The 24,322-nt window shown below is 66.7% G+C and carries 24 protein-coding genes and 1 pseudogene; 12 read left to right on the plus strand and 13 right to left on the minus strand.

Going from position 1 to position 24,322, the window contains the following annotated elements:
- Nucleotides 1-33: 33 nt before the first annotated feature.
- Complete coding sequence (locus B842_RS04095) at nt 34-582, plus strand: hypothetical protein (RefSeq protein WP_040085338.1); 549 nt, start codon at nt 34-36, stop codon at nt 580-582.
- Between the two features lie 6 nt (nt 583-588).
- Here B842_RS04095 and B842_RS04100 read toward each other — a convergent pair whose 3' ends face one another.
- The 4 genes and pseudogenes from B842_RS04100 to B842_RS04115 all read right to left on the minus strand — a co-directional run bounded on the left by B842_RS04100 (nt 589) and on the right by B842_RS04115 (nt 3,575).
- On the minus strand, nt 589-1,476 hold the full coding sequence (locus tag B842_RS04100; protein WP_040084736.1) for an IS5 family transposase: 888 nt from the start codon (nt 1,474-1,476) through the stop codon (nt 589-591).
- A gap of 146 nt (nt 1,477-1,622) precedes the next feature.
- Nucleotides 1,623-1,853: pseudogene (locus tag B842_RS13630) on the minus strand (IS256 family transposase); the annotation flags it as partial.
- A gap of 66 nt (nt 1,854-1,919) precedes the next feature.
- Nucleotides 1,920-3,109, minus strand: a protein-coding gene (locus B842_RS04105; protein ID WP_156119430.1) for an IS3 family transposase whose coding sequence is annotated in 2 segments (ribosomal slippage) — nt 1,920-2,842 and nt 2,842-3,109 — 1,191 coding nt in all. Because the reading frame shifts where the segments join, the coding sequence is not laid out codon by codon here.
- Between the two features lie 130 nt (nt 3,110-3,239).
- Nucleotides 3,240-3,575 carry an IS256 family transposase gene (locus tag B842_RS04115; protein WP_040085343.1) on the minus strand — a complete coding sequence of 112 codons (336 nt, stop codon included), beginning with the start codon at nt 3,573-3,575 and terminating at the stop codon, nt 3,240-3,242.
- A 38-nt stretch (nt 3,576-3,613) separates the two neighbouring features.
- Here B842_RS04115 and B842_RS04125 point away from each other — a divergent pair.
- Nucleotides 3,614-4,821, plus strand: a protein-coding gene (locus B842_RS04125; protein WP_428839103.1) for an IS3 family transposase whose coding sequence is annotated in 2 segments (ribosomal slippage) — nt 3,614-3,914 and nt 3,914-4,821 — 1,209 coding nt in all. Because the reading frame shifts where the segments join, the coding sequence is not laid out codon by codon here.
- A 178-nt stretch (nt 4,822-4,999) separates the two neighbouring features.
- On the opposite strand, the gene B842_RS04130 is transcribed toward B842_RS04125, so the two are convergent.
- Nucleotides 5,000-5,479, minus strand: coding sequence for a peroxiredoxin family protein (locus B842_RS04130; RefSeq protein ID WP_040085346.1), 480 nt, complete (start codon nt 5,477-5,479; stop codon nt 5,000-5,002).
- Between the two features lie 61 nt (nt 5,480-5,540).
- Here B842_RS04130 and B842_RS04135 point away from each other — a divergent pair, with 61 nt between their 5' ends.
- Complete coding sequence (locus tag B842_RS04135; protein ID WP_040085347.1) at nt 5,541-5,864, plus strand: putative quinol monooxygenase; 324 nt, start codon at nt 5,541-5,543, stop codon at nt 5,862-5,864.
- Between the two features lie 16 nt (nt 5,865-5,880).
- Complete coding sequence (gene ppk2, locus B842_RS04140) at nt 5,881-6,744, plus strand: polyphosphate kinase 2 (RefSeq protein ID WP_052437730.1); 864 nt, start codon at nt 5,881-5,883, stop codon at nt 6,742-6,744.
- Nucleotide 6,745: 1 nt separating this feature from the next.
- Here the strand turns inward: ppk2 and B842_RS04145 are convergent, their stop codons facing one another.
- Nucleotides 6,746-7,519: an HAD family hydrolase gene (locus tag B842_RS04145; protein WP_040085349.1), complete on the minus strand. Its 774-nt coding sequence runs from the start codon at nt 7,517-7,519 to the stop codon at nt 6,746-6,748.
- 34 nt (nt 7,520-7,553) lie between these two features.
- Between B842_RS04145 and B842_RS04150 the strand changes: the two genes are divergently transcribed.
- Together B842_RS04150 and B842_RS04155 are read left to right on the plus strand one after the other, a co-directional pair.
- A complete protein-coding gene (locus B842_RS04150) occupies nt 7,554-8,561 on the plus strand; it encodes a 3-hydroxyisobutyryl-CoA hydrolase (protein WP_052437731.1) in 1,008 nt (335 codons plus the stop codon).
- Nucleotides 8,558-9,211, plus strand: coding sequence for a DUF1648 domain-containing protein (locus B842_RS04155; RefSeq protein ID WP_040085351.1), 654 nt, complete (start codon nt 8,558-8,560; stop codon nt 9,209-9,211). The genes B842_RS04150 and B842_RS04155 overlap by 4 nt, the downstream gene beginning before the upstream one ends.
- On the opposite strand, the gene B842_RS04160 is transcribed toward B842_RS04155, so the two are convergent.
- Nucleotides 9,186-10,289 carry a DUF6882 domain-containing protein gene (locus B842_RS04160; protein ID WP_052437732.1) on the minus strand — a complete coding sequence of 368 codons (1,104 nt, stop codon included), beginning with the start codon at nt 10,287-10,289 and terminating at the stop codon, nt 9,186-9,188. The two genes, B842_RS04155 and B842_RS04160, sit on opposite strands and share 26 nt — an antisense overlap.
- 64 nt (nt 10,290-10,353) lie before the next feature.
- On the opposite strand from B842_RS04160, the gene B842_RS04165 reads away from it, so the two are divergent.
- Nucleotides 10,354-11,778 carry an alpha/beta hydrolase gene (locus B842_RS04165; RefSeq protein WP_040085353.1) on the plus strand — a complete coding sequence of 475 codons (1,425 nt, stop codon included), beginning with the start codon at nt 10,354-10,356 and terminating at the stop codon, nt 11,776-11,778.
- Nucleotides 11,779-11,864: 86 nt separating this feature from the next.
- On the opposite strand, the gene glcB is transcribed toward B842_RS04165, so the two are convergent.
- Nucleotides 11,865-14,063: a malate synthase G gene (glcB, locus tag B842_RS04170; RefSeq protein WP_040085354.1), complete on the minus strand. Its 2,199-nt coding sequence runs from the start codon at nt 14,061-14,063 to the stop codon at nt 11,865-11,867.
- Nucleotides 14,064-14,527: 464 nt separating this feature from the next.
- Between glcB and aceA the strand changes: the two genes are divergently transcribed.
- From aceA to B842_RS13390, 3 genes are all read left to right on the plus strand, one after another.
- Nucleotides 14,528-15,820 carry an isocitrate lyase gene (gene aceA / locus B842_RS04175; protein WP_040085355.1) on the plus strand — a complete coding sequence of 431 codons (1,293 nt, stop codon included), beginning with the start codon at nt 14,528-14,530 and terminating at the stop codon, nt 15,818-15,820.
- Nucleotides 15,821-15,940: 120 nt separating this feature from the next.
- Complete coding sequence (gene rraA / locus B842_RS04180; protein ID WP_040085356.1) at nt 15,941-16,444, plus strand: ribonuclease E activity regulator RraA; 504 nt, start codon at nt 15,941-15,943, stop codon at nt 16,442-16,444.
- A 260-nt stretch (nt 16,445-16,704) separates the two neighbouring features.
- Nucleotides 16,705-17,031 (plus strand): hypothetical protein, encoded by a 327-nt coding sequence (locus B842_RS13390; RefSeq protein ID WP_156119433.1) that lies wholly within the window; start codon nt 16,705-16,707, stop codon nt 17,029-17,031.
- Here the strand turns inward: B842_RS13390 and B842_RS04190 are convergent.
- The 4 genes from B842_RS04190 to B842_RS04205 form a co-directional block, all read right to left on the minus strand.
- Nucleotides 16,947-17,540, minus strand: coding sequence for a TetR/AcrR family transcriptional regulator (locus B842_RS04190; protein WP_040085359.1), 594 nt, complete (start codon nt 17,538-17,540; stop codon nt 16,947-16,949). The genes B842_RS13390 and B842_RS04190 overlap by 85 nt on opposite strands.
- Nucleotides 17,524-19,842, minus strand: coding sequence for an MMPL family transporter (locus tag B842_RS04195; protein ID WP_040085360.1), 2,319 nt, complete (start codon nt 19,840-19,842; stop codon nt 17,524-17,526). The genes B842_RS04190 and B842_RS04195 overlap by 17 nt, the downstream gene beginning before the upstream one ends.
- Before the next feature lie 67 nt (nt 19,843-19,909).
- Nucleotides 19,910-20,269: a hypothetical protein gene (locus tag B842_RS04200; RefSeq protein WP_052437733.1), complete on the minus strand. Its 360-nt coding sequence runs from the start codon at nt 20,267-20,269 to the stop codon at nt 19,910-19,912.
- 1 nt (nt 20,270) lies between these two features.
- Complete coding sequence (locus B842_RS04205; RefSeq protein ID WP_040085361.1) at nt 20,271-21,902, minus strand: peptide chain release factor 3; 1,632 nt, start codon at nt 21,900-21,902, stop codon at nt 20,271-20,273.
- 135 nt (nt 21,903-22,037) lie between these two features.
- Between B842_RS04205 and B842_RS04210 the strand changes: the two genes are divergently transcribed.
- A complete protein-coding gene (locus B842_RS04210) occupies nt 22,038-22,586 on the plus strand; it encodes an NADPH-dependent FMN reductase (RefSeq protein WP_040085363.1) in 549 nt (182 codons plus the stop codon).
- A 126-nt stretch (nt 22,587-22,712) separates the two neighbouring features.
- Here the strand turns inward: B842_RS04210 and pth are convergent, their stop codons facing one another.
- Entirely contained in the window at nt 22,713-23,339 is a 627-nt protein-coding gene (gene pth / locus B842_RS04215) for an aminoacyl-tRNA hydrolase (protein ID WP_082028364.1), read from the minus strand.
- On the opposite strand from pth, the gene B842_RS04220 reads away from it, so the two are divergent.
- Nucleotides 23,332-24,294: a nitronate monooxygenase gene (locus B842_RS04220; RefSeq protein WP_040085364.1), complete on the plus strand. Its 963-nt coding sequence runs from the start codon at nt 23,332-23,334 to the stop codon at nt 24,292-24,294. The two genes, pth and B842_RS04220, sit on opposite strands and share 8 nt — an antisense overlap.
- Nucleotides 24,295-24,322 lie beyond the last annotated feature (28 nt).

Below are 24,322 nucleotides of genomic sequence, written 5' to 3' on the forward strand. Positions count from 1 at the left end.
CGGGTGCGAAAGGAACTCTGTCATCCTTCTCCCATGACCAACTTCCTCCGTCTCGCGGTCGCCGCAGCCACTGCCGCCACTGCCGCCACCGTCGCCCTCGCCCCCTTCTCCGTCGCCCACGCCAGCTCCTTCGGCGGCTCCTCCAACGGCTCCGCCGCCGTCGTGGACAAGCCCCAGCCGACCGAGCCCCAGCCGAGCCAGCCGGGCCAGACCGTCGAGCAGATCGACCGGGAGGTCAGCGAGACCCTGCGGAAGAAGTTCCGGGACGCCCTCAACAAGGCCGGCCACACCGAGAACGCCGACGCCACCGGCAAGGCGGAGGAGCTGGTGCAGCGTGCCCTGGCCGGCGAATTCACCCTCACCCACCGGGGCAACGGCGTCTACGCGTGGGAGGGTCCGCTGATCGAGGACGGCTACTACTACGGAGTGGTCATGCGGATGCCCAAGGCGGAGACCACCTTCGGCGTCCAGGTCATGGACCAGTTCGAGATGGAGTCGCAGGAGCACGCCTACCCCTACGGTGTCGCCACCGACTTCAACGACGACTACCACTTCCTCGCGGTCGTGCTGAAGCCCTTCTAGAGGGTGTTACGAAAGTCGTTTCAGCCAGTAGCGGATATTCGCCAACTGCACCGTGGCCTCGAAATGCACCGCTAACTTGTCGAAACGCGTGGCACACCCACGATGCTGCTTGATCCGGTTGATACCCCGCTCCACGGCATTACGCCGCTGGTAAGCCACGGCATCGAAGGCAGGGGGTCGGCCACCGGCCGACCCCCTGCGCCGACGGTTGGCGACCTGGTCCTTCGGCTGGGAGATCGTCGCCTTGATCCCCCGCGCCCGCAACCACGCCCGGTTCGCCCGTGAGGAATACGCCTTGTCCGCCAACACCCGCTCGGGTCGTTTCCGCGGCCGACCACGCGTGGCGGACGGCACCCGGATTTTCTCCAGTACCCGCACCATCTGTGGACCATCACCGGCTTGACCTGGGGTGATCGCAAAGGACAGCACCCCGCAGTCAGCGTCAATGGCCACATGGATCTTGGTCGACCACCCGCCCCGCGAGCGGCCGAACCCATGATGATCCGGCTCCCCCGGGTGGCGGAGGGGGCTGTCTTTCCGTGCACCCGCGGCGTGGATATGTCCACGGGTGGTTGTGGAATCCACGCTGACCTCCCAGGAGAGTTTTCCTTTCTCCTGGGCGTGGGTGAGCAGCCGGGTGTGCACGTTCTCCCATACTCCGTTGGCCCGCAGCCGGGCGAACAGATCGTGGACCCGCCACCAGGGGCCGTAGCGCTCATGGACGTCGCGCCACGGGCAGCCGGTGCGGATGCGAAAGAAGATGCCGTTGACCAGGGACCGTAGGTCCCAGGTGCGGGGGCGTCCCCGCCGTGACGGGGCCGGTAGCAGTGGGACAAGCAGGTCCCATTCAGCGTCGGTGAGGTCATGGCGTGCTGAGGGCGGTACAGTAGGCAACGAGGGTTTCCTTGCAAGCGTTGATGATTCGACACCAACAGCGTGCGCGGGGAGACCCTCGTTGCTGTTTATGACACGCCGGTCTCGGGTTAAGCACCAAAAAGTGTGTCTGGCCCGGGCGTGTCGTCTGGGCCAGACGAGGCGGGTCAGCGGCCTATCCATCCTTGCTGGATGCCCATGGAGTGCTGGTAGCTGGAATCAATCGCAGTGTCGTAGCCTGCAGGGGCACCGATTCCGTTTATGTCGGGGCGGGTGTTTTCGTGGTTGACCAAGTCCTGCGCCGTGGAAAGTGCGACTTGGCCCCAGGACTGACTCCTGGCGATCGCTACTGGATCGTCAGGAGTTTGTGTCTTCAGGTACAGCCACCAGTCAATGACGGGGTCAAGTCCTGGGAAGTGGTGTTTCTGCCTTTCTGGGCTTGCCCGCAAATCGTGGACAAATAGTTAAGCGGCTACCAGCGCCGCAGCTGGCTGATCAAGCGATAATTCATAGGCCACCGGACTCAGAAAGCCGATGGCGGAATGCCGGCGGTAGCGGTTGTAGAAGACCTCGATCCACTCACTGACACCGTCGTAAACCTCCACCCTGGTGGCGAAGGCATGCCGGTAGAAATACTCGACCTTCAACGTCGCCCAGAACGACTCGGCCATCGCATTATCCCAGCACACCCCGGTCTGACCCATCGACATCCGCACACCGACTTCACGGGCGGCCTCATCCAGCTGCCAGCTGGTGAACTGGGCACCGCGGTCAGCGTGCAAGATCACCTGCTCCGGGAGGCTGCCACGGGTGGCTCGCGCGTTGTTCAACGCTGTGAGCACCAGATCGGTGTCCTGCCTCGGTCCCATCGAATGCCCAATGACCCGACGAGAGTGCCCATCGCGGATAGCACACAGATACACCCAGCCTTCGCCGCAGCGCAGGTAAGTGAAATCCGTGATCCAGGCGGCGTCGAGACGTCCGTGATCCCAGGTACGCTCACACAGATCCTCGTGCCGGCACTGCGCCTGTATTTTACGCCCGGGCACCCGAAACGACCTGGTCGACAGTCCCTCCAGGCCTTGACGTCGCATGGATCGTGCGACCGTCTTACGGTCCACGTCCACACCGGCATCATGCAGGTCAGCGGTGATTCTCGGGGCACCGTAGGTGCCCCGGGAACGGTCATGGAACCAGCGGACCTGCTCATCCAGATCCTGCTGACGCGCACGGCGTTTACCAAGAATGTTCCGGCGCTGTGACCAGGCGTAAAACCCGGACCGGGAGACGTCCAGCACGCGTGCCATCATGGTGACCGGGTAGTTCGCCTTCTCTTGCGCCATTAGCTCGAACCGTTCCGGTGCTGTTGCTTGGCGGCGAAGAAGGCGCTGGCTTTTCCCAGGAACTCGTTTTCTGCCTTCAGGTCAGCGACTTCCTTACGTAGCCGGGCGATTTCGGCTGCCGTTTCCTCCGGTGACGGCTGTCCGGTGTCGGTGGAGGTGCGCCGGATGCGTTCTTTTTTGACCCAGCTACCGAGCAGTTGTTCGCCGAGGTCGAGCTGCTGGGCGACCGCCCGGATCGTTTGTCCGGTATCGAGGACCAGGCTCGCGGCGTCGCGGCGGTACTCCTCGGTGTATCGGCGTCGTTGTCCCATGTGAACATCCTTCCGCAGGGCACGGTGGCCCCGCTAGTTTAGGTGTCCACGACAAGAGGGTAACCCCATTCGATAAAACAAGCAGCGTGACGGTGTCAAGGACCGGCACGAGCCTGGGGCCGTGACTTGCTCATGCGACCTCCTGAGTAGCTTCGCCGGCATCGATCACAGCCGCGGCCATCATCGCCTTCGTCTGCTCCAGGCTGGTTAGCGACATGTAGCGTTTCTGCTGGATCCAGTCATCATGCTGCTCCGCCAACACGGCACCCACGAGGCGGACCACGGCCTCGCGGTTGGGGAAGATCCCGACGACGTCGGTACGCCGGCGGATCTCCCGGTTGAGCCTTTCGGTCGGGTTGTTCGACCACACCTTCGTCCACACCGCCTTCGGGGCGTGGGTGAAAGCCAGCAGCTCGTCGAGGGCTTCTTCCAGGGACCTGACCCCTGTTTGGTAGACACCCGACAACCCGGCTTTCTGCCGGGGAAGAAAGGTAACCTGCCACCATGCCGATCAAGACCTACACCGAGGAGTTCCGCCGCGACGCGGTCGCCCTCTACGAGAACTCACCCGAGGTATCGATCAACGCCCTCGCCACAGAACTCGGCGTCAACCGCAACACGCTCCAGATCTGGGTCCGCAAATACGGCACCGGCGCCCGCACCAGCAGCTCGGATTCTTCCTCCAGCTCTGACACACCGACCGTGGTGACCGAAGCGGAACGCATCCGCCAGCTGGAACGAGAAGTTCGCAGACTCCGGGAGGAACGCGACATTCTGCGCAAGGCCGCGAAATATTTTGCGGAAGAGACGAACTGGTGATCCGCTTCCAGTTCGTTGACGACGCCCGGAACGACCATTCGGTTAAGCGGTTATGCGAGGTCCTCAAGCTCAATCGGTCCTCGTACTACAAATGGAAAAACACCTCCGCCACCAGGAAGAAACGTCTGCTCAGCGACGCGATCCTCGGCGCAAGGGTCAAGGCCGTGTTCACCAAGGAACGCGGATGCTACGGGGCGAAACGCATCACTGCGGAACTCAACGACGATTCGACCGCAACCCCGGTCAACCACAAGAAAGTCGCCCGCATCATGCGCTCGTTGAAGCTGTTCGGGTATTCGAAGAAACGCAAGATCACCACCCCGGTGTCCGAGGGAAAGAAGTCGGTTTTTCCGGATCTCGTGGGAAGGAAATTCACCGCTGAGCATCCCAATCGGGTCTACGTCGGCGACATCACCTACCTGCCGATCGCGGACGGGTCGAATATGTACCTGGCCACCGTCATCGACTGCTATTCCCGTCGGCTGGTCGGCTTCGCGATCGCCGATCACATGCGCACCTCCCTGGTCCAGGACGCGCTGGTGATGGCGAAGGGACAGCGTGGAAGTCTAAAGGATGCTGTTTTTCACTCGGATCACGGAAGTGTCTATACCTCGCATGCGTTCCAGGACACGTGCGGGGAGTTAGGGATCCGGCAGTCGATGGGCGCGATTGGTGCCAGTGCTGACAATGCCTTGGCGGAGTCATTTAACGCCGCGTTGAAGCGCGAGGTCCTCCAGGACGCGAAGACGTTTACCAATCAGTTGCAGTGCCGGCGAGATGTTTTCCGCTGGTGTACCCGCTACAACACCACGCGTCGACATTCCTGGTGTAAATATCTCGCGCCAGCAGTGTTTGAGGAGCGGTGTCCTGTTATGCTGAGATCTGCTTCCTGATCACATCCCCTGTGTCTACTTTCCGGGGGTCGGGCCCGTGGGTTAACGTGCGGGAAATAGCTGTTCGGGAGCTATTAAACCCCGGTTTAGTGGCACTGTGCTGGGGCTACGCAGAGTCACGGACACACTTTTTAGTGCTTAACCCCCGGTCTCACTCACCGGATTTTCGTAACACGCTCTAGTCCGCAGCTGCGGACTCCTCCGCCAGCAGCGTCCCCAGCCACACGCCGAGGACCAGGTCGTCGATCTGGCCCAGCCACTTCTGGCGGACCCGGCCCTGCCGGTCGACGAGCATGGTGGTGGGGGTGCCCTCCAGCTGCCAGCGCTTCATGGTGACCGGCAGCACGCCGGTCTCGTCGGGGCGGTCGACGGCCACGGGGAAGGTGATGCCGAACTCGTGGAGGAAGACCTCCAGCGCATCCGGCCCGGTCACCGCGTGGTGCTCGAAGACGCTGTGGATGCCGAGCACCACCACCTGGTCGCCCTTGACCAGCCGGTGGACGCGTTTGGCCTGGGGGAGTGAGTGGTTGACGCAGCCGGGGCACAGCATCTGGAAGAACTCGATCAGCACCACCCGGCCGCGCAGGTCCTCCGGGGAGAGCGGTTCCGAGTTGAACCACTGTGTGACGTCGAACTCCAGCGGCTCGTATGCAGCCATGACGGCCTCCTTGTGCAGTAGGTCACAGTCTACCCGGTGGTCCGTCGGTACCCTGGGCACCATGATCCTCATCAACGTCCGATTCCGCCCGCTGCCCGAGTACGTCGAGAACTTCCGTGACCTGGTCGACGAGTTCACGCGGAAGACCCGCGAGGAGCCCGGCTGCATCTTCTTCGACTGGTCGCGCAACACCGACGACCCGAACGAGTACATCCTCATCGAGGCCTTCCACGACGACGGCGCCGAGGCGCACGTCAACTCCGAGCATTTCCGGGCCGCGACCGAGATGTTCCCGAAGATCCTCGCGGAGACCCCGCAGATCATCAACACCCTCATCGAGGGCAAGAACGGGTGGGACCGTATGGCCGAGTTCCAGGTCGGCTGAAGGTAGTCTGAGTTGTATGGCTAAGAAGGACACCGCTGACCAGACTCCGACACCGAAACCGAAGAAGCTGGACAACAAGGCCTACGAGAAGGAGCTCAAGAGGCTCCAGGCCGAGCTGGTGGACATGCAGCAGTGGGTCGTCGAGACCGGTGCGCGTGTCGTCGTCATCATGGAGGGCCGTGACGCCGCCGGCAAGGGGTCCGCGATCAAGCGGATCACCCAGTACCTCAACCCCCGTTCCGCACGCATCGAGGCGCTGCCCGCCCCGAGCTCCCGCGAGCAGGGGCAGTGGTACTTCCAGCGTTACGTCGAGAAGCTGCCGACCGCCGGCGAGATCGTGATCTTCGACCGTTCCTGGTACAACCGGGCGGGCGTCGAGCGCGTCATGGGTTTCTGCACGTCGCAGGAGTACCGCCGCTTCCTCCACCAGGCACCGATCTTCGAGCGTCTGCTCGTCGAGGACGGCATCCTCCTGCGCAAGTACTGGTTCTCCGTCTCCGACGAGGAGCAGATCGCGCGTTTCCAGTCGCGTCTGGAGGATCCGCTGCGCCGCTGGAAGCTCTCGCCGATGGATCTGCAGTCCATCACCCGTTGGGAGGACTACTCCCGTGCGAAGGACGAGATGTTCATCCACACGGACATCCCCTCCGCCCCGTGGTACACGGTGGAGAGCGAGGACAAGAAGCGTTCCCGCATCAACGTGATCGCCCACCTGCTGTCGACGATCCCCTACGAGAAGATCGACCGCCCGCTGCCGCAGATCCCGAACCGCCCGGAGTCCGACAACGGCTACGAGCGTCCGCCGCGCGCCGAGTTCCGTTACGTCCCGGACGTCGCGAGCAAGCTCGCCGTGCCGAAGCGGAAGAAGAACAAGAAGTAGCTCACTGCCGCAGCAGGTCGCGGAGGACGGTCACCACGCCGGCCTCCGTGTTCGGCGGGGCGATGTGGTGCGCGATCGCCTTGATGTCGGGGTGGGCGTTCTCCATCGCCCACGCCGTGCCCGCCGCCTGCAGCAGTTCCAGGTCGTTGAGGTAGTCACCGAACGCCGCGATCTGGTGCTTTCCGACGCCCATCGCCTCCGCGAGCGCCGTCAACGCCCGGCCCTTGCCCGCTCCGGCGGCCATGATGTCCACCCAGTGGGCGCCGGAGACGACGACGTTGGCGTCGGGGGCGGCGTCAAGAAGCGCCGGGTAGATCTCGCGTTCGGCGTCCCCGGTGGTGAAACCCGCCAGCTTGATGACGTCCGTCACCGAGTGCAGGTCCTCCGTCTCCTGGCGTGAGTGGTAGTACTTCGCCAGTTCGGCCTCCGTCGCCGCGGAGATCCCCGGCAGATGGTGGGCGACCGTCGGGGTGCACACCACGAGATCCATGTCGAGGCCCGCGGCGGCGTCGATGACGGAGTGGACGGTCGCGGCGTCGAGAAGCGTCGTGGACACGACCTCCCCCTCGTGGAAGACGCAGGTGCCGTTCTCCGCGATGAAGGTGTCGCCCGGGAAGATGGCGCGCAGCGTGGCCAGCTGCCGGCCGGAGGCGGGGGCGACGGCGACGCCGCGGGAACGCAGCTCCTCGAGGACCGGCCAGAAGGAGTCGGGGATCTGACCGGCGGCGTCGAGAAGCGTGCCGTCCATGTCGAGGGCGATGATCCGGAACTCCATTACTATGACCTTTCGCGTGGGTAGGCTGTCGGGCATGAATGAACAGCCCGTGCATGTCAGCGTCCGCCACACTACCGGCGTTCTGGAACTTGACCGACCCGAGGCGCTCAACAGCCTCAACCACGAGATGATCCGCATCATCACCCGTGCCCTCGAGGAGTGGCGTGATGACCCGGCGATCGAGCAGGTCCTTATCACCTCGCGTTCCCCGAAGGCGTTCTGCGCCGGCGGCGACGTGCGCTCGGCACGCGAGGGCATCCTCGCCGGGGACCACGCCAGCGTCGATGAGTTCCTCTCCGATGAGTACGCGATGAACAACCTCATCGGCACCTTCCCGAAGCCTTTCATCGCGGTGTGGGACGGCATCATCATGGGCGGCGGCCTCGGGGTGTCCTCCCACGGTTCCCACCGCGTGACCACCGAACGCGCGTGGGCCTCCATGCCGGAGCTGGCCATCGGCTACGTCACCGACGTCGGCATCTCCTGGTCCTCGCAGCGCTGGCCGGGCTCATCCCCGGCGATGGGCGCGTTCATCGGCCTGACCGGCTACCGGCTCAACGAGGAAGACATGCTCTACGTCGGCCTGGCCACCCACATGGTGGAGGACGCCGCCGAGTTCGCCCTCGACGTCATCGGCCTGGGCATCGACGCCGCCCTCGGGGAGCACGCCGTCGAGCCGCGGGAGAAGTCCCGTCTCGAGAGGTGGCGCGAGGACATCGAGGCCACCTTCGGCGCCGGGTCCTGGGCGGACATCGACGCCGCCCTCGAGGCCCACCCCAACCGGGAGTTCGTCGGCGACGTACGCCAGCTCATGGCCAAGGCTTCCCCGTCGGCGGCCGTCGCCGTCGCGGAGCTGTACCTGGCCAACCGTGACGCCCCGACGCTGCGCGACGGACTCGACAACGAGGAACGCCTCGGCGAGCTGGTCCGCCGCCAGCCGGACTTCGTGGAGGGGGTGCGCGCGGTCCTCGTCGACAAGACGCACGACGCACAGTGGAGCCCGGCCCACGACCCGGAGGTGTACCGGGCCGTGCTGGAGTGAGGGCCTGGGGCTGGTACCTGGGCATCGCCGCGGTCCTCGCGGCGTGCTGGTTCTGGCTGTGGACGAACTTCCACCTGGTGCCGGATCCCATGCCCATCCACTTCACGCTGGACGGTCAGCCGGACGCCTGGGCCACGAAATCACTGCCCAGCGCCCTGAGCCTCACCGGGTTGCCTACGCTCATGCTCGGGATCGTCGGGGCGGCGGCCGTCGGCCTCACCTCCGTCTCCGCCCGGGAGGCGGGGGAGCGGCAGAAGATGATCTCCACCGGCTTCGGCCCGGTACTGTCGCGCTGGATGTTCTGGATCTCCACGATCATCGTCGTCTCCTTCACAGCCTCCCTGCTGGGCCACTACGGGCCGCTGAACGACCTGCTGATGGTCAGCGGCCTCATCCTCAGCACGGTGTTCTTCGGGCTGCGGATCAGGACGCTGTACCGACGCGTCAGCGCCGTCTACCCGCCCGGGGAGAAGGAACAGCACATGCGGTACGGCTTCTACTGGAACCGGGACGACCCCGACACGGTGGTCAGCCTCGAGAACGGCATGTCCACCACCCTCAACTTCGCACGCCCCGGGGCGTGGGGCATCCTCGCGCTGCTGCTCGCCCTGCCGACGCTCGCGATCATCCTGGGTCTGCTGGCAGGGTGACGCCCCGGCGCTGCGCGTAGGCCTCCCGGGCCCTGCGCTTGTCGACGCCCTCCGGCACCCCCGCCCCCAGCACCATCTCCACGGCGCGCCGGGTCCGGGGGTCCTCCGGCCCCGGGAGGGTGAGGTGCGGGGCGTCGAGAAGCACGACGGCGTCCGTCTCCGGGGTGAGGGGGACGACGGCGTGGGTCCATACGTCAAGGACCGGCTTGGCCACGTCGATCAGCCCCGGGTCGAGGGGCAGGCGGGGGCGGACCAGGTCGATGATGCCGTGGTCCAGGCCGAAACGGCGCAGGTTCGCGGCGGGGGAGGGCGGCAGGTGCGGGTCCGCCCAGGCCCACGTCCACGTGCCGTCGGTGACGGTCGCGATGACGAGCGCCCGGGCCTCGTGCCCGTCGATCCGGGCCCGCCCGGCGGGGATATCCAACCGGATGTCCGGGTCCGGATGGAGCCCGTGCAGCAGCAGCTGATGCTCCCCGGACAGGTGGAGGGCGTCCGCCCGCACCTCCCGCAGGCTCAGACCCCCGGACACGTCCACGGGGCGGTCCCCCTCGAAGGTCACGGTCGTGCCGTCCGAGAAACCGAAGGAATCCTCCGTGGTGCGGACGCCGAGGCCGCGGGCGGCGGCGAAGGAGAGGAGGGCACGGCGGGCGTCGAGAAGCGGGGACAGCTGCGCCAGGCCCAGGGTGAGGGCGCTGCGGACCGGGCCGGGGGCGGTGTGGACGTCCACGGCGACGGCGCGCGCCCCGTCCGGGTACGGGGCGAGCAGCACCGGCACGTTGCCGTGCAGCGTGCGGGCGGCGCGGAGCAGTTCCTCACCGGCCGGCTGCGGGTCGTGGAGCTCCGGGACGTCGAGGTCGTGGTCCTCGCTCCAGGTCCACTCACCGTCGACGATGCGGGCCACCTCGCGGGCCGGGAGGTCCCGGACTCCGGCGCGGGAGTGGAGGCGCACGGTGTCACCGGTGAACTCCACCCCCGTGACCGTGCCCTGCGTGGCGGACCAGGTGGCGTCGACGTCGGCCTGCACAAGAGCACCGTCGGCGATGAGTTCATCCAGGGACGTGGGGGCGGGGAGATTCATGGATCCCAGACTAGTGAACACCCGGAGGTTGGCTGTGGGGACGTCCGTGGGTGATCATGGTCCAATGCACCGCATCCTCCGTACCCTCCGGTCGACCGCGCTCCTCGCCGCGACCACGCTGCTCCTCACCGCCGTGCCCGTCCATGCCCAGCCCCATGACCACGGCATGGACCCCGACGTGGTCGTCAACCCCGCCGACACCCCGAACCGACCGGACTACCACGGCCCGGAGTCCAGCTCCTGGCTGCCGGGCGGGCTGCAGAGGATGTCCTCGGACCCGACCGTCTACGAGGGTTTCATCCAGGATTTCCGCCCCCAGACCGTCAACCCCATGTTCCCGGGCGGCCGCGACCACCTGCCCAAGGCCGACATCGACATGGACCCGCAGATCCTCGCGCGCCTGCGTGAGTACGCGCGTGTCGACGGCGACCGGATCCGCCAGATCAACGCCTACTCGCCGTCCATGGGCCGGACGATCCCGCTCATCTGGATCGTGCCGGAGGACCTCTCCGAGCCGCGGCCGGTGGCCTACTTCCTCGGTGGCGGCGACGCCGGGCAGGGGCGCGACAACTGGATCACCAAGAGCGACATCGTCGACTTCTACTCCCAGCGCAACATCCACGTCATCATGCCGATGCTCGGCGCATACTCCATGTTCAGCGACTGGCTCGAGGACTACCCCGACCAGGGCGGGAAGCAGATGTGGGAGACGTTCCTCACCCACGAGCTGCCCGGCCCGCTCGAGGAGGCGCTCGGGGCGAACGGGAGGCGCAGCCTCGTCGGCATGTCCATGTCCGGCACGACCGCCCTGCTGTACGCCACCCACCAGCCCGGCTTCTACGACTCCGTCGCGGCGCTGTCCGGCTGCGGTGACACGAACTCGTGGATCGGGCGCCGCATCATCGCGTCGATCATCGAGAAGGGCAACGGCACCCCCGAGATGATGTGGGGCGCCCCCAACAGCGACTACTCCCGCTACCAGGACGCCATCATCAACGCCGAGCGGCTCCGGGACCAGCCCAACATGTACGTCTACAACGCCACGGGGCTGATGAACAGCGTCGACTTCGAGGGGCCCAACGCCCCGGAGGCCGAGTGGCAGCTCAAGGACCGCCTCACCATGGGACTGGTCATCGAGGCGGGCACCAACCTGTGCACCCACCGCCTCAAGGCCGCGACCGACGCCGCCGGCATCGACACGATCCACTACGACTTCCGCACCACCGGCACCCACTCCTGGGACGCCTGGTGGAACGCCGTCCTCGAGTTCTGGCCGCTCCAGGCCCGCGGCTTCGGCATCGACGCCGGTCCCGTCACCCCCGGCCTCGACGTCGGCTCCTCCGAGCCCGGACGCTTCCCGGACATCTGGGGCTCGGCCGCGCGCTCCTACGGCAGCGCCACCGTCCCGTCACTGTCCTCGCTTCTCGACGACCCCGTGCTCTCCACCCGTTCCTCCCTCACCGGGAGCAGCGCGGAGGGGGATGAGTAGAGGGTCGATGCCGACGGCGTCGAAAAGCAGGAGAGCCCCGGCCACCGCGAACGGTGACCGGGGCCTCAGCCTGTCAGGGGCAGGGACTACTTGATGCCCTGACGCTCCTTGAACTCACGACGCTTGGCGTGCAGGATCGGCTCGGTGTAGCCGGAGGGGGACTCGGTGCCCTTGAGGATCAGGTCCTTGGCCGACTGGAAACCGATGGAGTAGTCGAAGTCGACGGCCATCGGCAGGTAGGCCGGGTCACCCTCGTTCTGGCGGTCGACGACGACGGCCATGCGCTTGAGGGAGTCCAGGATCTGCTCCTCGGTGACGACACCGTGGACCAGCCAGTTGCACAGCAGCTGGGAGGAGATACGCAGGGTGGCGCGGTCCTCCATGAGGTCGACATCGTGGATGTCCGGGACCTTGGAGCAGCCGACGCCCTGCTCGACCCAGCGGACGACGTAGCCCAGGATGGACTGGCAGTTGTTGTCCAGCTCCTCCTGGATCTCCTCCGCCGACCACTCGGTGGACGGGGAGACCGGGACGGTCAGCAGGCCGTGGAAGGTGTCGCGACGGCCGGCGGCCTTGAGCTCCTCCTGGACCTTGAAGACGTCGACCTCGTGGTAGTGGGTGGCGTGCAGGACGGCACCGGTCGGGGACGGGACCCACGCGGTGTTGGCACCCTCCCGCGGCTGACCGATCTTGGCCTCGAGCATCTCGCCCATGAGCTCGGTCATGGCCCACATGCCCTTACCGATCTGGGACTTGCCGGACAGGCCGCGGGCCAGGCCGGCGTCGACGTTGGAGTCCTCGTAGGACTGCTTCCAGGTCTCCTTCTGCATGTCGGCCTTGCGGACCATCGGGCCGGCGTACATGGAGGTGTGGATCTCATCGCCGGTGCGGTCGAGGAAGCCGGTGTTGATGAAGGCCAGGCGGTCGGCGACAGCCATGATGCAGGCGTCCAGGTTGACGGAGGTGCGACGCTCCTCATCCATGACGCCGACCTTGAGGGTGTAGCGCGGCAGGCCGAGCAGGTCCTCGACGCGGCCGAAGAGCTCGTTGGTGAAGGCGACCTCGTCCGGGCCGTGCTGCTTCGGCTTGACGATGTAGATGGAGCCGGTGCGGGAGTTGCGCATCGGGTTGCGGACGTCCAGGCCCGGGATGGCGCAGACGACGGTGATGACGGCGTCCATGATGCCCTCGAAGATCTCCTCACCGTCGATGAGGATGGCCGGGTTCTGCATCAGGTGGCCGACGTTGCGGACGAACAGCAGGGAGCGGCCGTGCAGGCGGATGTCGGTGCCGTTGCGGCCGATGAACTCGCGGTCCTGGTTGAGGCGACGGGTGAAGGTCTTGTCACCCTTGGTGACCTCCTCCTTGAGGTCGCCGGTGTTCAGGCCGTACCAGTTGCGGTAGCCGATGACCTTGTCCTCGGCGTCGACGGCGGCGACGGAGTCCTCGAAGTCCATGATGGTGGAGACGGCGGCCTCGAGGACGATGTCCTTGACGCCGGCCTTGTCGTCCTTGCCCACCGGGGTGGACGGGTCGATCTGGATCTCGATGTGGAGACCGTTGTTGCGCAGCAGGATGGAGGCCGGGTCCTCGAGGGTGCCGGTGAAGCCGCGGTAGGCGGTCTTGTCCTGCAGGCGGAACCCCTCGTCGCCGACGTGGGCGGCCAGGTAGCCGTCGGTGATGGAGTAGCGGTCGACGTCGGCGTGGGAGGCGCCGTCCAGCGGGACAGCCTTGTCCAGGAAGTCACGACCCCAGGCGATGACCTTCTTGCCGCGGACCGGGTTGTAGCCCTGACCCTTCTCGGCGCCGTCCTCCTCGGAGATGGCGTTGGTGCCGTAGAGGGCGTCGTAGAGGGAGCCCCAGCGGGCGTTGGCGGCATTCAGAGCGAAGCGAGCGTTGAGGATCGGGACCACGAGCTGCGGGCCGGCGGTGGTGGCGATCTCATCGTCGATGCCGCGGGTGCGGATCTCGCCCTCCTCCGGGGCGTCGACGAGGTAGCCGATCTCACGCAGGAAGGCCTCGTGCTCAGCCGGGTCCGGCTGGCCCGGGTTGGCCTTGAAGTACTCGTCGAGCTGAGCCTGCAGCTCGTCACGACGTGCGAGCAGCTCCTTGTTGCGGGGGGTGAAATCCTTGACGATCTCTGCGAAGCCGGCCCAGAACTCGTCGGCGTTGACGCCCACGGCCGGGAGGACCTCATTGGCGAGGAAGTCGTGCAGGACCTTGGCGACCTGAAGGCCGGCAACTTCGATGCGCTCGGTGGTGTCCTTCGGCTCAGTCTGGGTCATCTGAATGCTCCTTGGATGCTGGGGAATGCGGAATTATTCGCGGCTAGGCGACGCCTCCACCCTAAGTGATTCCAGTCACGGGGTAAACGGTTTCACCAATTTAGCCGTGCACTACCCCTGCGGTGGCAGGTGTCTCTTTGCTGGATTCGGGTATGAATTTAATAGTCAGTGCCGGTACCAGCGCTTTTGTTTTTCTTTCGTTTGTGCAGGCCACGGGGCTGGGGGTAATTCGGGCATCGGGTTGGGTTTGCTTGTGGGATTTGCAAAGTTAGCAAAATCCCCCACTACCCCCGCACACAATTTAGACCCCCCGATCCATTGACGGCACGCACTTTTCCAGGCAACCTGTGAGTCATGCCACCGATTACGGTTTAAGACACCCAAAGGTGGATCCTCCTCCATCCCCACGCCGGCGGCCCGCGAGGTCCCGTCCGGCAACGAAGACAGGAAAGTGAGTCCTCTCTATGACCACTACCGGCCAGGCACGTACTGCAGCTGAAATCCAGAAGGACTGGGACGAGAACCCCCGCTGGGAAGGCATCAAGCGCGATTACACCGCTGAGCAGGTCGAGCAGCTCCAGGGCAACGTGATCGAGGAGCACACCCTCGCACGCCGCGGTGCTGAGATCCTCTGGGAGAAGGTTTCCAAGCGCGACGGCTCCTACATCAACTCTCTCGGTGCTCTCACCGGTAACATGGCTGTCCAGCAGGCCCGCGCCGGCCTGCAGGCTGTCTACCTCTCCGGCTGGCAGGTCGCCGGTGACGCCAACCTCTCCGGCCACACCTACCCGGACCAGTCCCTGTACCCGGCCAACTCCGTTCCGGCTGTTGTCCGTCGCATCAACAACGCTCTGCTGCGTGCCGACGAGATCGCCCGCGTCGAGGGCGACGACACCGTCGAGGACTGGCTGCTCCCGATCGTCGCTGACGGTGAGGCCGGCTTCGGTGGCGCTCTGAACGTCTACGAGCTCCAGAAGGCCATGATCGCCGCTGGTGCCGCTGGTACCCACTGGGAGGATCAGCTCGCTTCCGAGAAGAAGTGTGGCCACCTCGGTGGCAAGGTCCTGATCCCGACCCAGCAGCACATCCGCACCCTGACCTCCGCTCGCCTGGCTGCCGACGTCGCCAACGTTCCGACCGTCGTCATCGCCCGTACCGACGCTGAGGCTGCAACCCTCATCACCTCCGATGTCGATGACCGCGACAAGCCGTTCATCACCGGTGACCGCACCGCTGAGGGCTTCTACAAGATCCAGAACGGCCTCGAGCCCTGCATCGCCCGTGCGAAGGCCTACGCCCCGTACTCCGACCTGATCTGGATGGAGACCGGCACCCCGGACCTCGAGCTCGCCAAGAAGTTCGCTGAGGGCGTCCGCGAGGAGTTCCCGGACCAGCTGCTGTCCTACAACTGCTCCCCGTCCTTCAACTGGTCCGCACACCTCGATGCAGACGAGATCGCCAAGTTCCAGAAGGAGCTGGGCAAGATGGGCTTCACCTTCCAGTTCATCACCCTGGCTGGCTTCCACGCCCTGAACTACGGCATGTTCGACCTGGCCTACGGCTACGCTCGCGAGGGCATGACCGCCTTCGTCGACCTGCAGAACCGCGAGTTCAAGGCTGCCGAGGAGCGCGGCTTCACCGCCGTCCGCCACCAGCGTGAGGTCGGTGCCGGCTACTTCGACACCATCGCCACCACCGTTGACCCGGAGTCCTCCACCACCGCACTGAAGGGCTCCACCGAGGAAGGCCAGTTCTAAGAACTGACTGCTTCGACAAGCTAGTGCCGTAAGCGGCGTGCATCGTGAGTCACTCACGGGCACGCCGCTTCGTGCTTTTCAGATCCGATCCCACCACACCTACCCCCGAGAGGCTGATCCATGACCATCACCTTCATCGCCACCGCCGACCTCGTCGACATCATCGGCGAGGATGTCGTCCGCTCCTGCGACACCCAGTTCCAGAACTTCGGCGGCATCACCGAGTTCTGCGGCCCCATCACCACCATCAAGTGCTTCCAGGACAACGGACTGGTCAAGTCCACCCTGAACAGCCCGGGCAACGGTGGCGTCCTCGTCGTCGACGGTGACTCCTCCGTCCACACCGCGCTCATGGGCGACATGATCGCCGCCGCCGGTGTGAAGAACGGCTGGGCCGGCGTGGTCATCCTCGGCGCGATCCGCGACTCCGCGGTCATCCGTGAGATGGAGTTCGGCACCAAGGCACTGGGCACCAACCCGCGGAAGTCCGCGAAGGCCTCGGCCGGCGAGAAGGACATCACCGTCTCATTCGGTGGCGTCGACTTCGTCCCGGGTCACATCCTCTACGCGGACTCCGACGGCATCGTCGTCAGCGAGGAGCCGGTCGAGGCTCCGGCGGAGTAGCTCCGGACCTTTCCGCGCCCCGACGACGGCCCGGCTCCAGCGTGTCAGCTGGTGCCGGGCCGTTTCGTGTCCGCCGGGATAAGGGAATGCCGAGGACGTCGAGAAGCTCGCTGGCCACCCCCGTTTCGCCGAGGGAGAGCTCGTGGCAGTGGACCTGGCACGAGGAGCCCGCGCTGCGCTCCTTCGTCCGGCGCCTGCGCAACTAGGTCCCGGAGGCGTACTTCTTCGCCCTCGACATGGGACTCATGGAGCGGGATGCGATGACCATCAACGACAAGCTCGGCAGCGGGTGTGCAGTGGTCACGTCCTACGAGCTTAACGGCGTGTCCTTCGGCAAGCTGGGTGTCACCGTCTACGGCGTCGCCGGCCGCGACATCCCCGAGCTGCTCGCCGAGACCGCGCGGTCTGGAGCCACCACCCACAAGGCGGCACGGGCCCTCTCCCAGCAGCGAGTGCGGGCGGCGATGGAGTACCGCGGGGGAGTGCCCTCTGCCTGCCTGAGTCAGGCCAGCCGCACCACGTCGAAGGCCCGGCGGACCAGCTCCTCAGCTGCAGCCGGGTTCTTCGGCTCCGGGAGGGAGATGTAGTGCTGGAGGGCGGTCTGGGCGACAGCGGCGGCCGCGCGGATGGCCACCTCGGACTCGAAGTCGTCCATGCCGGTGGCGCGGGTGCGCAGTTTGTCGAAGAGGGGGCGCAGCTTCTCGTCCAGCTCGTGGACGGCGGCCGCACCCCGCATGGTGAGCAGCAGATCGGCCACGCGGAACAGGGAGGCGAAGGAGTCGAGGTGTGTGTCCACCCCGCCGTGGCCGCGCAGGCCTTCGATGATGACCCACTGGATGGCGTCGAAAAGCGAGGCGTCAGCGGGGGCGTGGCGCAGGTGTCCGAGCAGGTCGGTGACCCGGTCGACCATGAACTCCGTGAGGGCCTCGTCCATCGCGGCGAAGTAGTTGTGGAAGGTGCGCGTCGAGACGCCGACGGCCTCGGAGACGGCCGCGACCGTCAGTGCCTCAGCGCCCTGCTCGAGGGCCAGGCCGGCGGCGGCCCGGGCGATCCGGGCGCGGGTCGCGGCCTTCTTGCTCTCACGCAGTCCGGACATCCTTGAGCCCTTCCCCTTCCACGTCAACTGTAGGCAGGATACGGTCCAGCCAGCGGGGGAGCCACCAGGCGCGCTCGTCGAGAAGGAACATCGTCGCCGGGATGATCATCATGCGGACGACGAAGGCGTCGAGCGCCACGGCGACGGCGAGGGCGAAGCCCATCGTCTTGATGAACACCATGTCCTGCGCCATGAACGCCGCGAACACGGAGATCATGATGAGCGCGGCGGCGGTGACCACGCGGGCGCCGTGCTTGAAACCGTTGGAGGTGGCGTTGCCGGCGGTCTTGCCGTGCGACCAGCCCTCGCGCATGCGTGTGACCAGGAAGACCTGGTAGTCCATGGCGAGGCCGAACACGAGACCGATGAGCATGATCGGCAGGAAGCTCAGCAGCGGCTGCGGGTCGTCGATGAGCCCGAGCCAGCCCTCCTGGAAGAGTGCGACGGTGACGCCGAAGGTGGCCGCCACCGACAGTCCGAAGCCCAGGGCGGCGATGAGCGGCACCCAGATGGAGCGGAAGACGAGCAGCAGGACCAGGAACGCGAGCGCCAGGACGATGCCGACGTAGGGGAGCAGGACGTCCTGCAGACGGTCGGAGACGTCGTCGAAGATCGCGGTGGCGCCGGTGACACCGAAGGGGACACCGAGGTCGGTGTCGCGCAGGTCGGCCAGCAGCTGCGTGGCGGCGGGGTCGGTGGCCTCGAACTCCGGGGTGATGAGCACCTGCGCCGCCCCGAGGTCATCGGTGGTGGCGACGACCTGGGCGTTGGCCACGCCGTCGGTGGACACGAGCTTCTCGACGCCCCCGCCCATCACCACCGGACGCTCCTGCGGGTCGACCTCCGCGAGGTCGAGGAGGGCGATCATCGGGGCGTCACGGCCCGGGCCGAAGGCGTCGGCGGTGATCTCGTGCGCGATGCGCGGCGGGGTGCCCGGGGTGGCGGAGCCGTCGGTGGGCATGGCCAGGCGCATGTTCAGGGCGGGGACAGCCAGCAGACCCAGCAGGATGACGCCGACGAGCAGGTGCGCGACGGGGCGCTGACGCACGCGGCGCACCCAGCGCAGACCCATCGTGGGATGGTCGTCCTCCGGGTCCGGGGCCTTGATGCCGGGGACACGGGCGGCGAACACGCGGGTGCCGAACAGACCGACCAGCGCCGGCAGGAACGTCAGTGCGATGAGCACGGCGATGGCGACGGTGGCCGCGGCGGCCAGAGCCATCGTGGTGAGGAAGGGGATGTTGATGATCGACAGCGCTGCCAGCGCGATGAGCACCGTGAGGCCGGCGAAGATGACGGCTGAACCGGCGGTGCCGACGGCCATGCCCATCGCATGCGCGCGGGTGTCACGGTCCATGCCGCGCAGACGCTGCGCGAGGTCCTTCGGATCCAGGTCGTTGGCACCGGTGGCCTTGATGAGCTCCGTGCGGAAACGGGAGACGATGAACAGGGCGTAGTCGATGCCCACGGCCAGGCCGATCATGGTGGCCAGGACCGGGGTCATGTCGGAGACGTCGTCGCTGACCGCGGTGGTCAGCTGCACGCCGAGGAAACCGATGGCCACGCCGATGATCGCGGAGATGAGCGGCATGCCCGCGGCCACGACGGAGCCGAAGGTGATGATGAGCACCAGTGCGGCCACACCCAGGCCGATCGCCTCGGAGGTCATGTTGATGTCACCGGACATCGCGCCGAAGGTGTTGCCGTTGTAGACGACGGTGAGATCCCCCTCGTCGTAACGGTCGAGGATGTCGGTGACGGTGGCGACGTCGGAGGTGGGGACGTCGAGCATGGTGTCGGCGTCGAAACGCACGGTGACGATGCCGGTGGTCTCATCCGCGCTCAGCGGGCTGACGGTGGCCAGATCCGCCCGGATCTTCTCCTGGGGCATGCCCTGGGCCTCCATCTGGGGCACCATCTGCGCCTGCAGGCCCTGGGAGGCCATGACGGGGTCGACGATGGTCTCCGGGTCGCTCAGCAGGCCGGTGTCGCGGACCTCGGCGAGCATCTCGTCGACCTCGGCGGCGACGACCGGGTCGGTGAGGGTCGTGCCCTCCGGAGCCCGGATGACGATGTTGCCGGTGGGCGCGTTGGTCGGGTCCTCCGCAGCGGGGAAGATCTCCTGCATCTTCTCCATCGTGACCACGGAGTCGAGCCCCGGGATGGTGAAGGAGGACGAGGGCTTCTGCGCGAAGGCACCTGCCAGACCGCCGACGGCGAGCAGGAGGATGAGCCAGAAGGCGAGGAAGGGCCAGGAACGGCGGTACGCCGCGGATCCCAGGCGGTAGAGGAATGTTGCCATGCGCCCAGATTAGGGAATGTTGCACGTCGTGTGCAAACTTGCATGGCTGGTGCAGGAAAGTGGAGGGCTACTCCACCACGACGCCGAGGTTGAGGCCCTCGATTTCGTAGGCGCCGGCACCGCCGGCGACCTGTGCTGTCAGATTGTCCGCCACCGACGGAGTGAGTGGGATGATCCAGCCGCGCTTCGGGTCGTGGGCGGGGACGAGGCGCTCATCCTTCACCGGGATGAGGTTGACCACCAGCTCGCCGTCGACCAACGCGACCGCCTGGCGGGAGGCGGTGGCGTCGAGAAGCAGGGACGCCGTGGCGGCCGACACCGTGAGCACCACCATCGACTCGGCGGTGTGGACCGCCATGCCGTCGACGGGGATGCGGGGGAGGTCGGTGGGGACGTCGACAAGTTCCCGGCGACGGAACCACGCCATGCTAGTCAGCCACCAGGGTGTCCATGGTCAGGTGCGGCAGCTCGCGCTCGATGAAGGCGAGCTTCCACTTGTCGCCGAACAGGGCGATGAGCTCGCCGTCGGTGCGGGTGAAGATCTCCACGCCGCGCTGGCGGCCCAGCTCCGGGGCGGACTCGGCGTCGGTGCGGCGGGCCACGGAGTAGGGTACCGGTTCGGTGATGGTCTCGACGTTGTACTCCAGCTCCATGCGGGCCTGCATGACCTCGAACTGCATGGGGCCGACGGCGGCCATGACGGGGTTGGCCTCGCCGCGGGCGTCGTTACGCAGGATCTGCACGACACCCTCGGAGTCCAGCTGCTCGAGGGCCTTACGGAACTGCTTGTACTTGCCCAGGGACTTCGCACGCAGGGTGCGGAAGTGCTCGGGGGCGAACTGCGGCATCGGCGGGAACTGCACCTTGCGGCCGGAGTAGATGGTGTCACCGGGCGCGAGGGAACCGGCGTTGACCAGGCCGACGATGTCGCCGGGGTAGGCGGTCTCGACGGTCTCACGGGTGCGGCCGAAGACGGTCAGCGCGTACTTCGTGGAGAAGGAACGGCCCGACTGCGCGTGGGTGACCTGCATGCCGCGGTCGAACTCGCCGGAGACGACACGCATGAAGGCCAGGGTGTCGCGGTGGTTGCGGTCCATGCCGGCCTGCACCTTGAACACGACGCCGGAGAAGTCGTCGTCCAGGTCGCGGACCTCGTCGATGGCGGTGGTCGACTCCTCGACGGCCTTCGGGTCGGAGGCGCGGGAACGCGGTGCCGGGGCGATGGCGCAGAGGGTGTCCAGGATCTGGTGGACACCGAAGTTGAGCATCGCGGAGGCGAAGATGAGCGGGGAGGTCACGCACTGCTCGAAGAGGTCCTGGTCGTGGAGCGCGCCGTCGGCGGCCAGCAGTTCGGCCTCCTCGACGGCGGTCTCCCACACGTCCTCCTCGCGGGCCTCCGCCTCGTCGGGGGTGTAGTGCTCCTCCGGGGCGATGGTCGAGCCACCGGCGGTGCGGATGAAGTGGATGTACTCCTCGACCTCGCCCTCGTCGCCGACGCGGGCCAGGCCACGGAAGTCGCCGGCGATGCCGACGGGCCAGAACAACGGCGTGGGCTGCAGGCCGATCTCGGAGACGATCTCGTCGACCAGCTCCAGCGGCTCACGGCCCACGCGGTCCCACTTGTTGATCACCGTGATGATCGGCAGGCCACGGGCCTTGCACACGCGGAAGAGCTTGAGGGTCTGCGGCTCGAGGCCCTTGGCGGCGTCGATGAGCATGACGGCGGCGTCGACGGCCGTGAGCACGCGGTAGGTGTCCTCGGAGAAGTCGGCGTGGCCGGGGGTGTCGACGAGGTTGATCATGTACGGCTCGCCCTCGTGGCCCTCGGGGGCGTACTCGAACTGCAGGGCCGAGGACGCGATGGAGATGCCGCGGTCCTTCTCCATCTCCATCCAGTCGGAGACGGTGGCCTTACGGCCGGCCTTGCCGTGGGTGGCACCCGCCTCGGAGATGATGTGCGCGTGCAGCGCCAGCGCCTCCGTCAGGGTGGACTTACCGGCATCGGGGTGGGCGATGACGGCGAACGTGCGGCGGCGTGCGGCTTCGGCGGTGGTGCTCATAGTTACTTGAGCGTAGTCGTTGCCCTACCCCCAGGTCACACCGAGTGCGTCGGCTGGCGATGAGGCCCTCGTCGGGCCGGTCGATTTCGGTACCATTGACTGTGTTTACGTCAACAATTTCCAAGGAGTGCAGGCATGAAGATCGGTATTGTCATCGGGTCCATCCGCGAGGGACGCTTCGGGGAGGGCGTGGGCAAGTGGGTGACGGAGATCGCCCAGCAGCGTGAAGGCGTGGAGTACGAGGTCCTCGACCTCAAGGAGTTCGACGTCCCCCTGCTCACCTCCGCCACCATCCCGGGTGCGGCCAACAAGCAGTACGACGATGAGCGCGTCACCGCCTGGTCGCAGGCCGTCGACGGCTGCGACGGCTTCGTCTTCGTCACCCCGGAGTACAACCATGGCGTGCCGGGCGCGATGAAGAACGCCTACGACATCCTCGGCATGGAGTGGTACGGCAAGCCGGTCGGCTTCGTCGGCTACGGCGCCGCCGAGGGCGTGCGCGCGGTGGAGAGCTGGCGGCAGATCGTCGGCAACTTCCAGCAGTACGACGTGCGCAACCAGGTGTACCTGTCGACCTTCAACGACGCGGAGGAGGGCGTGTTCTCCCCGCAGGAGCGTCGCCTCGGCGAGCTGGAGACGATGCTCGGCGACCTGGAGAAGCTCGTCGCGCAGATGGCGAAGTAGATCCTGCGGGGCCGCCGGGGCCGAGGGGGTATTCGAACTGAGGCATTGATCGGGTAGCGCGTGGGCGTCACCCGATCAATGCCCCGACTCGAATACCCCCTTTGGTGCAGCAGCGCCCGGGGGCGATCACCGCGCGTGGATGACGTTCTGCGCCCTGCCCAGCCCCTGCTCGACGATGAGCCGCGCCGCCTCGGCGGCCAGGCGGATGTTCTCGCCGCCGTCGATGGGGCCGAGGACATGGTCGGTCACCGACACGCCCTGCGGCGGGCGGGCGATGCCGATGCGCACCCGCAGGTAGTCGCGGGTGCCCAGGTGCTCGGTCATGGACTTCAGGCCGTTGTGGCCGTTCTCGTTGCCGCCCTTCTTCACCCGCACGGTGCCCACCGGCAGGTCGAGCTCGTCGTGGATGGCGATGATCCGCTCCGCCGGCACCCCGAGCTGCTCCGCGAGTGGGGCGACAGCCTCGCCGGAGAGGTTCATGTAGGTCGTCGAACGCAGCACGAGCACGTCCTGCCCCGCGATCATCGTCTTCGCGTGCAGTGCCTTCGTACCGGGGAGGGGCTGGAGCGGGGTGGCGTCGAGAAGCTCGTCGACGGCCATGTAGCCCACGTTGTGGCGCGTGGCGGCGTATTTCGGCCCCGGGTTGCCCAGGCCGAGGATGATCCAGTCGGCGCTGAGCGCCGGGGTCGTCTGCTTGCGGCGGAAGAGGTCGAAGATCTTGAACACGCCCGATAGTCTCTCACACATGGACATCCCGCAGATCATCGTCGCGCCCATGGCCGGCGGCCCCTCGTCGCCCGCGCTTGTCGACGCCGCCGCAGCCGCCGGTTCCCTCGGTTTCCTCGCGCCGGGCGGCGCGCCCGCCGCGCTCCTGGAGGAGCAGCTGGCGCAGGTCACGGGGCCCTACGCCGTCAATCTGTTCACGCGGCAGGCGCCCTTCGAGTCGCTTGCCGACGTCCGCCGTGTCGCCGGCGACCGCCCCCTGCCGGAGGTCGACCTGTCGAACGACTTCGACGCCAAGTTCGCCGCCGTGCTCGCCGCGGAGCGTCCGCCGGTGGTCGTCTCCGCGACGTTCGGGCCCTTCACGCGGGAGGAAAACGACGCGCTGCACGCCCGGGGGATACATGCGTGGGTCACAGTGACAAATCCCACTGACGCGGTGGCCGCCGTGGAGGCGGGTGCGGATGCGCTCGTCGTCCAGGGGCCCGACGCCGGCGGGCACCGTTCGACGTGGACGGTCGCGGAAGAACCGGACACCCGCCCGCTGCCCGATCTGGTCCGATCTGTGGCGGCCGTCGTCGACGTGCCGCTCATTGCCGCCGGCGGCATCCGCGATGCGGAGGATGTGGCTGCAGCCCTGGCACTGCCCGGAGTGGTCGCCGTGTCCTGCGGTTCTGCGTTCCTGCTGGCCGATGAGGCCGGCACCTCGCCGCTCAACCGCGAGCTTCTGGCGGCGGGCGGGCGCAGCGTGGCGAGCCGGGCCTTCAGCGGCCGCGTCGCCCGCGGACTGGAAACGGACTTCACCCGGAACAACCCGGACATCCCGCCGATCTACCCCTACCTCGTGTCGCTGCAGGCCGCGGAACGGCGGGAACGCCCGCGGGAACTGGCCTACTGCCTCGTCGGGGTGGGCGTCGAGAAGCTCGGGGGTGGCCCCGCGGCGGGGATTCTGGCTCGACTCGCGCCTGAACAGGCAATTTCACGCTAAAGTCGTGGGGACGTTTCCCTTTACTTTC

Source organism: Corynebacterium humireducens NBRC 106098 = DSM 45392 (assembly GCF_000819445.1).
GTDB classification, from domain to species: domain Bacteria; phylum Actinomycetota; class Actinomycetes; order Mycobacteriales; family Mycobacteriaceae; genus Corynebacterium; species Corynebacterium humireducens.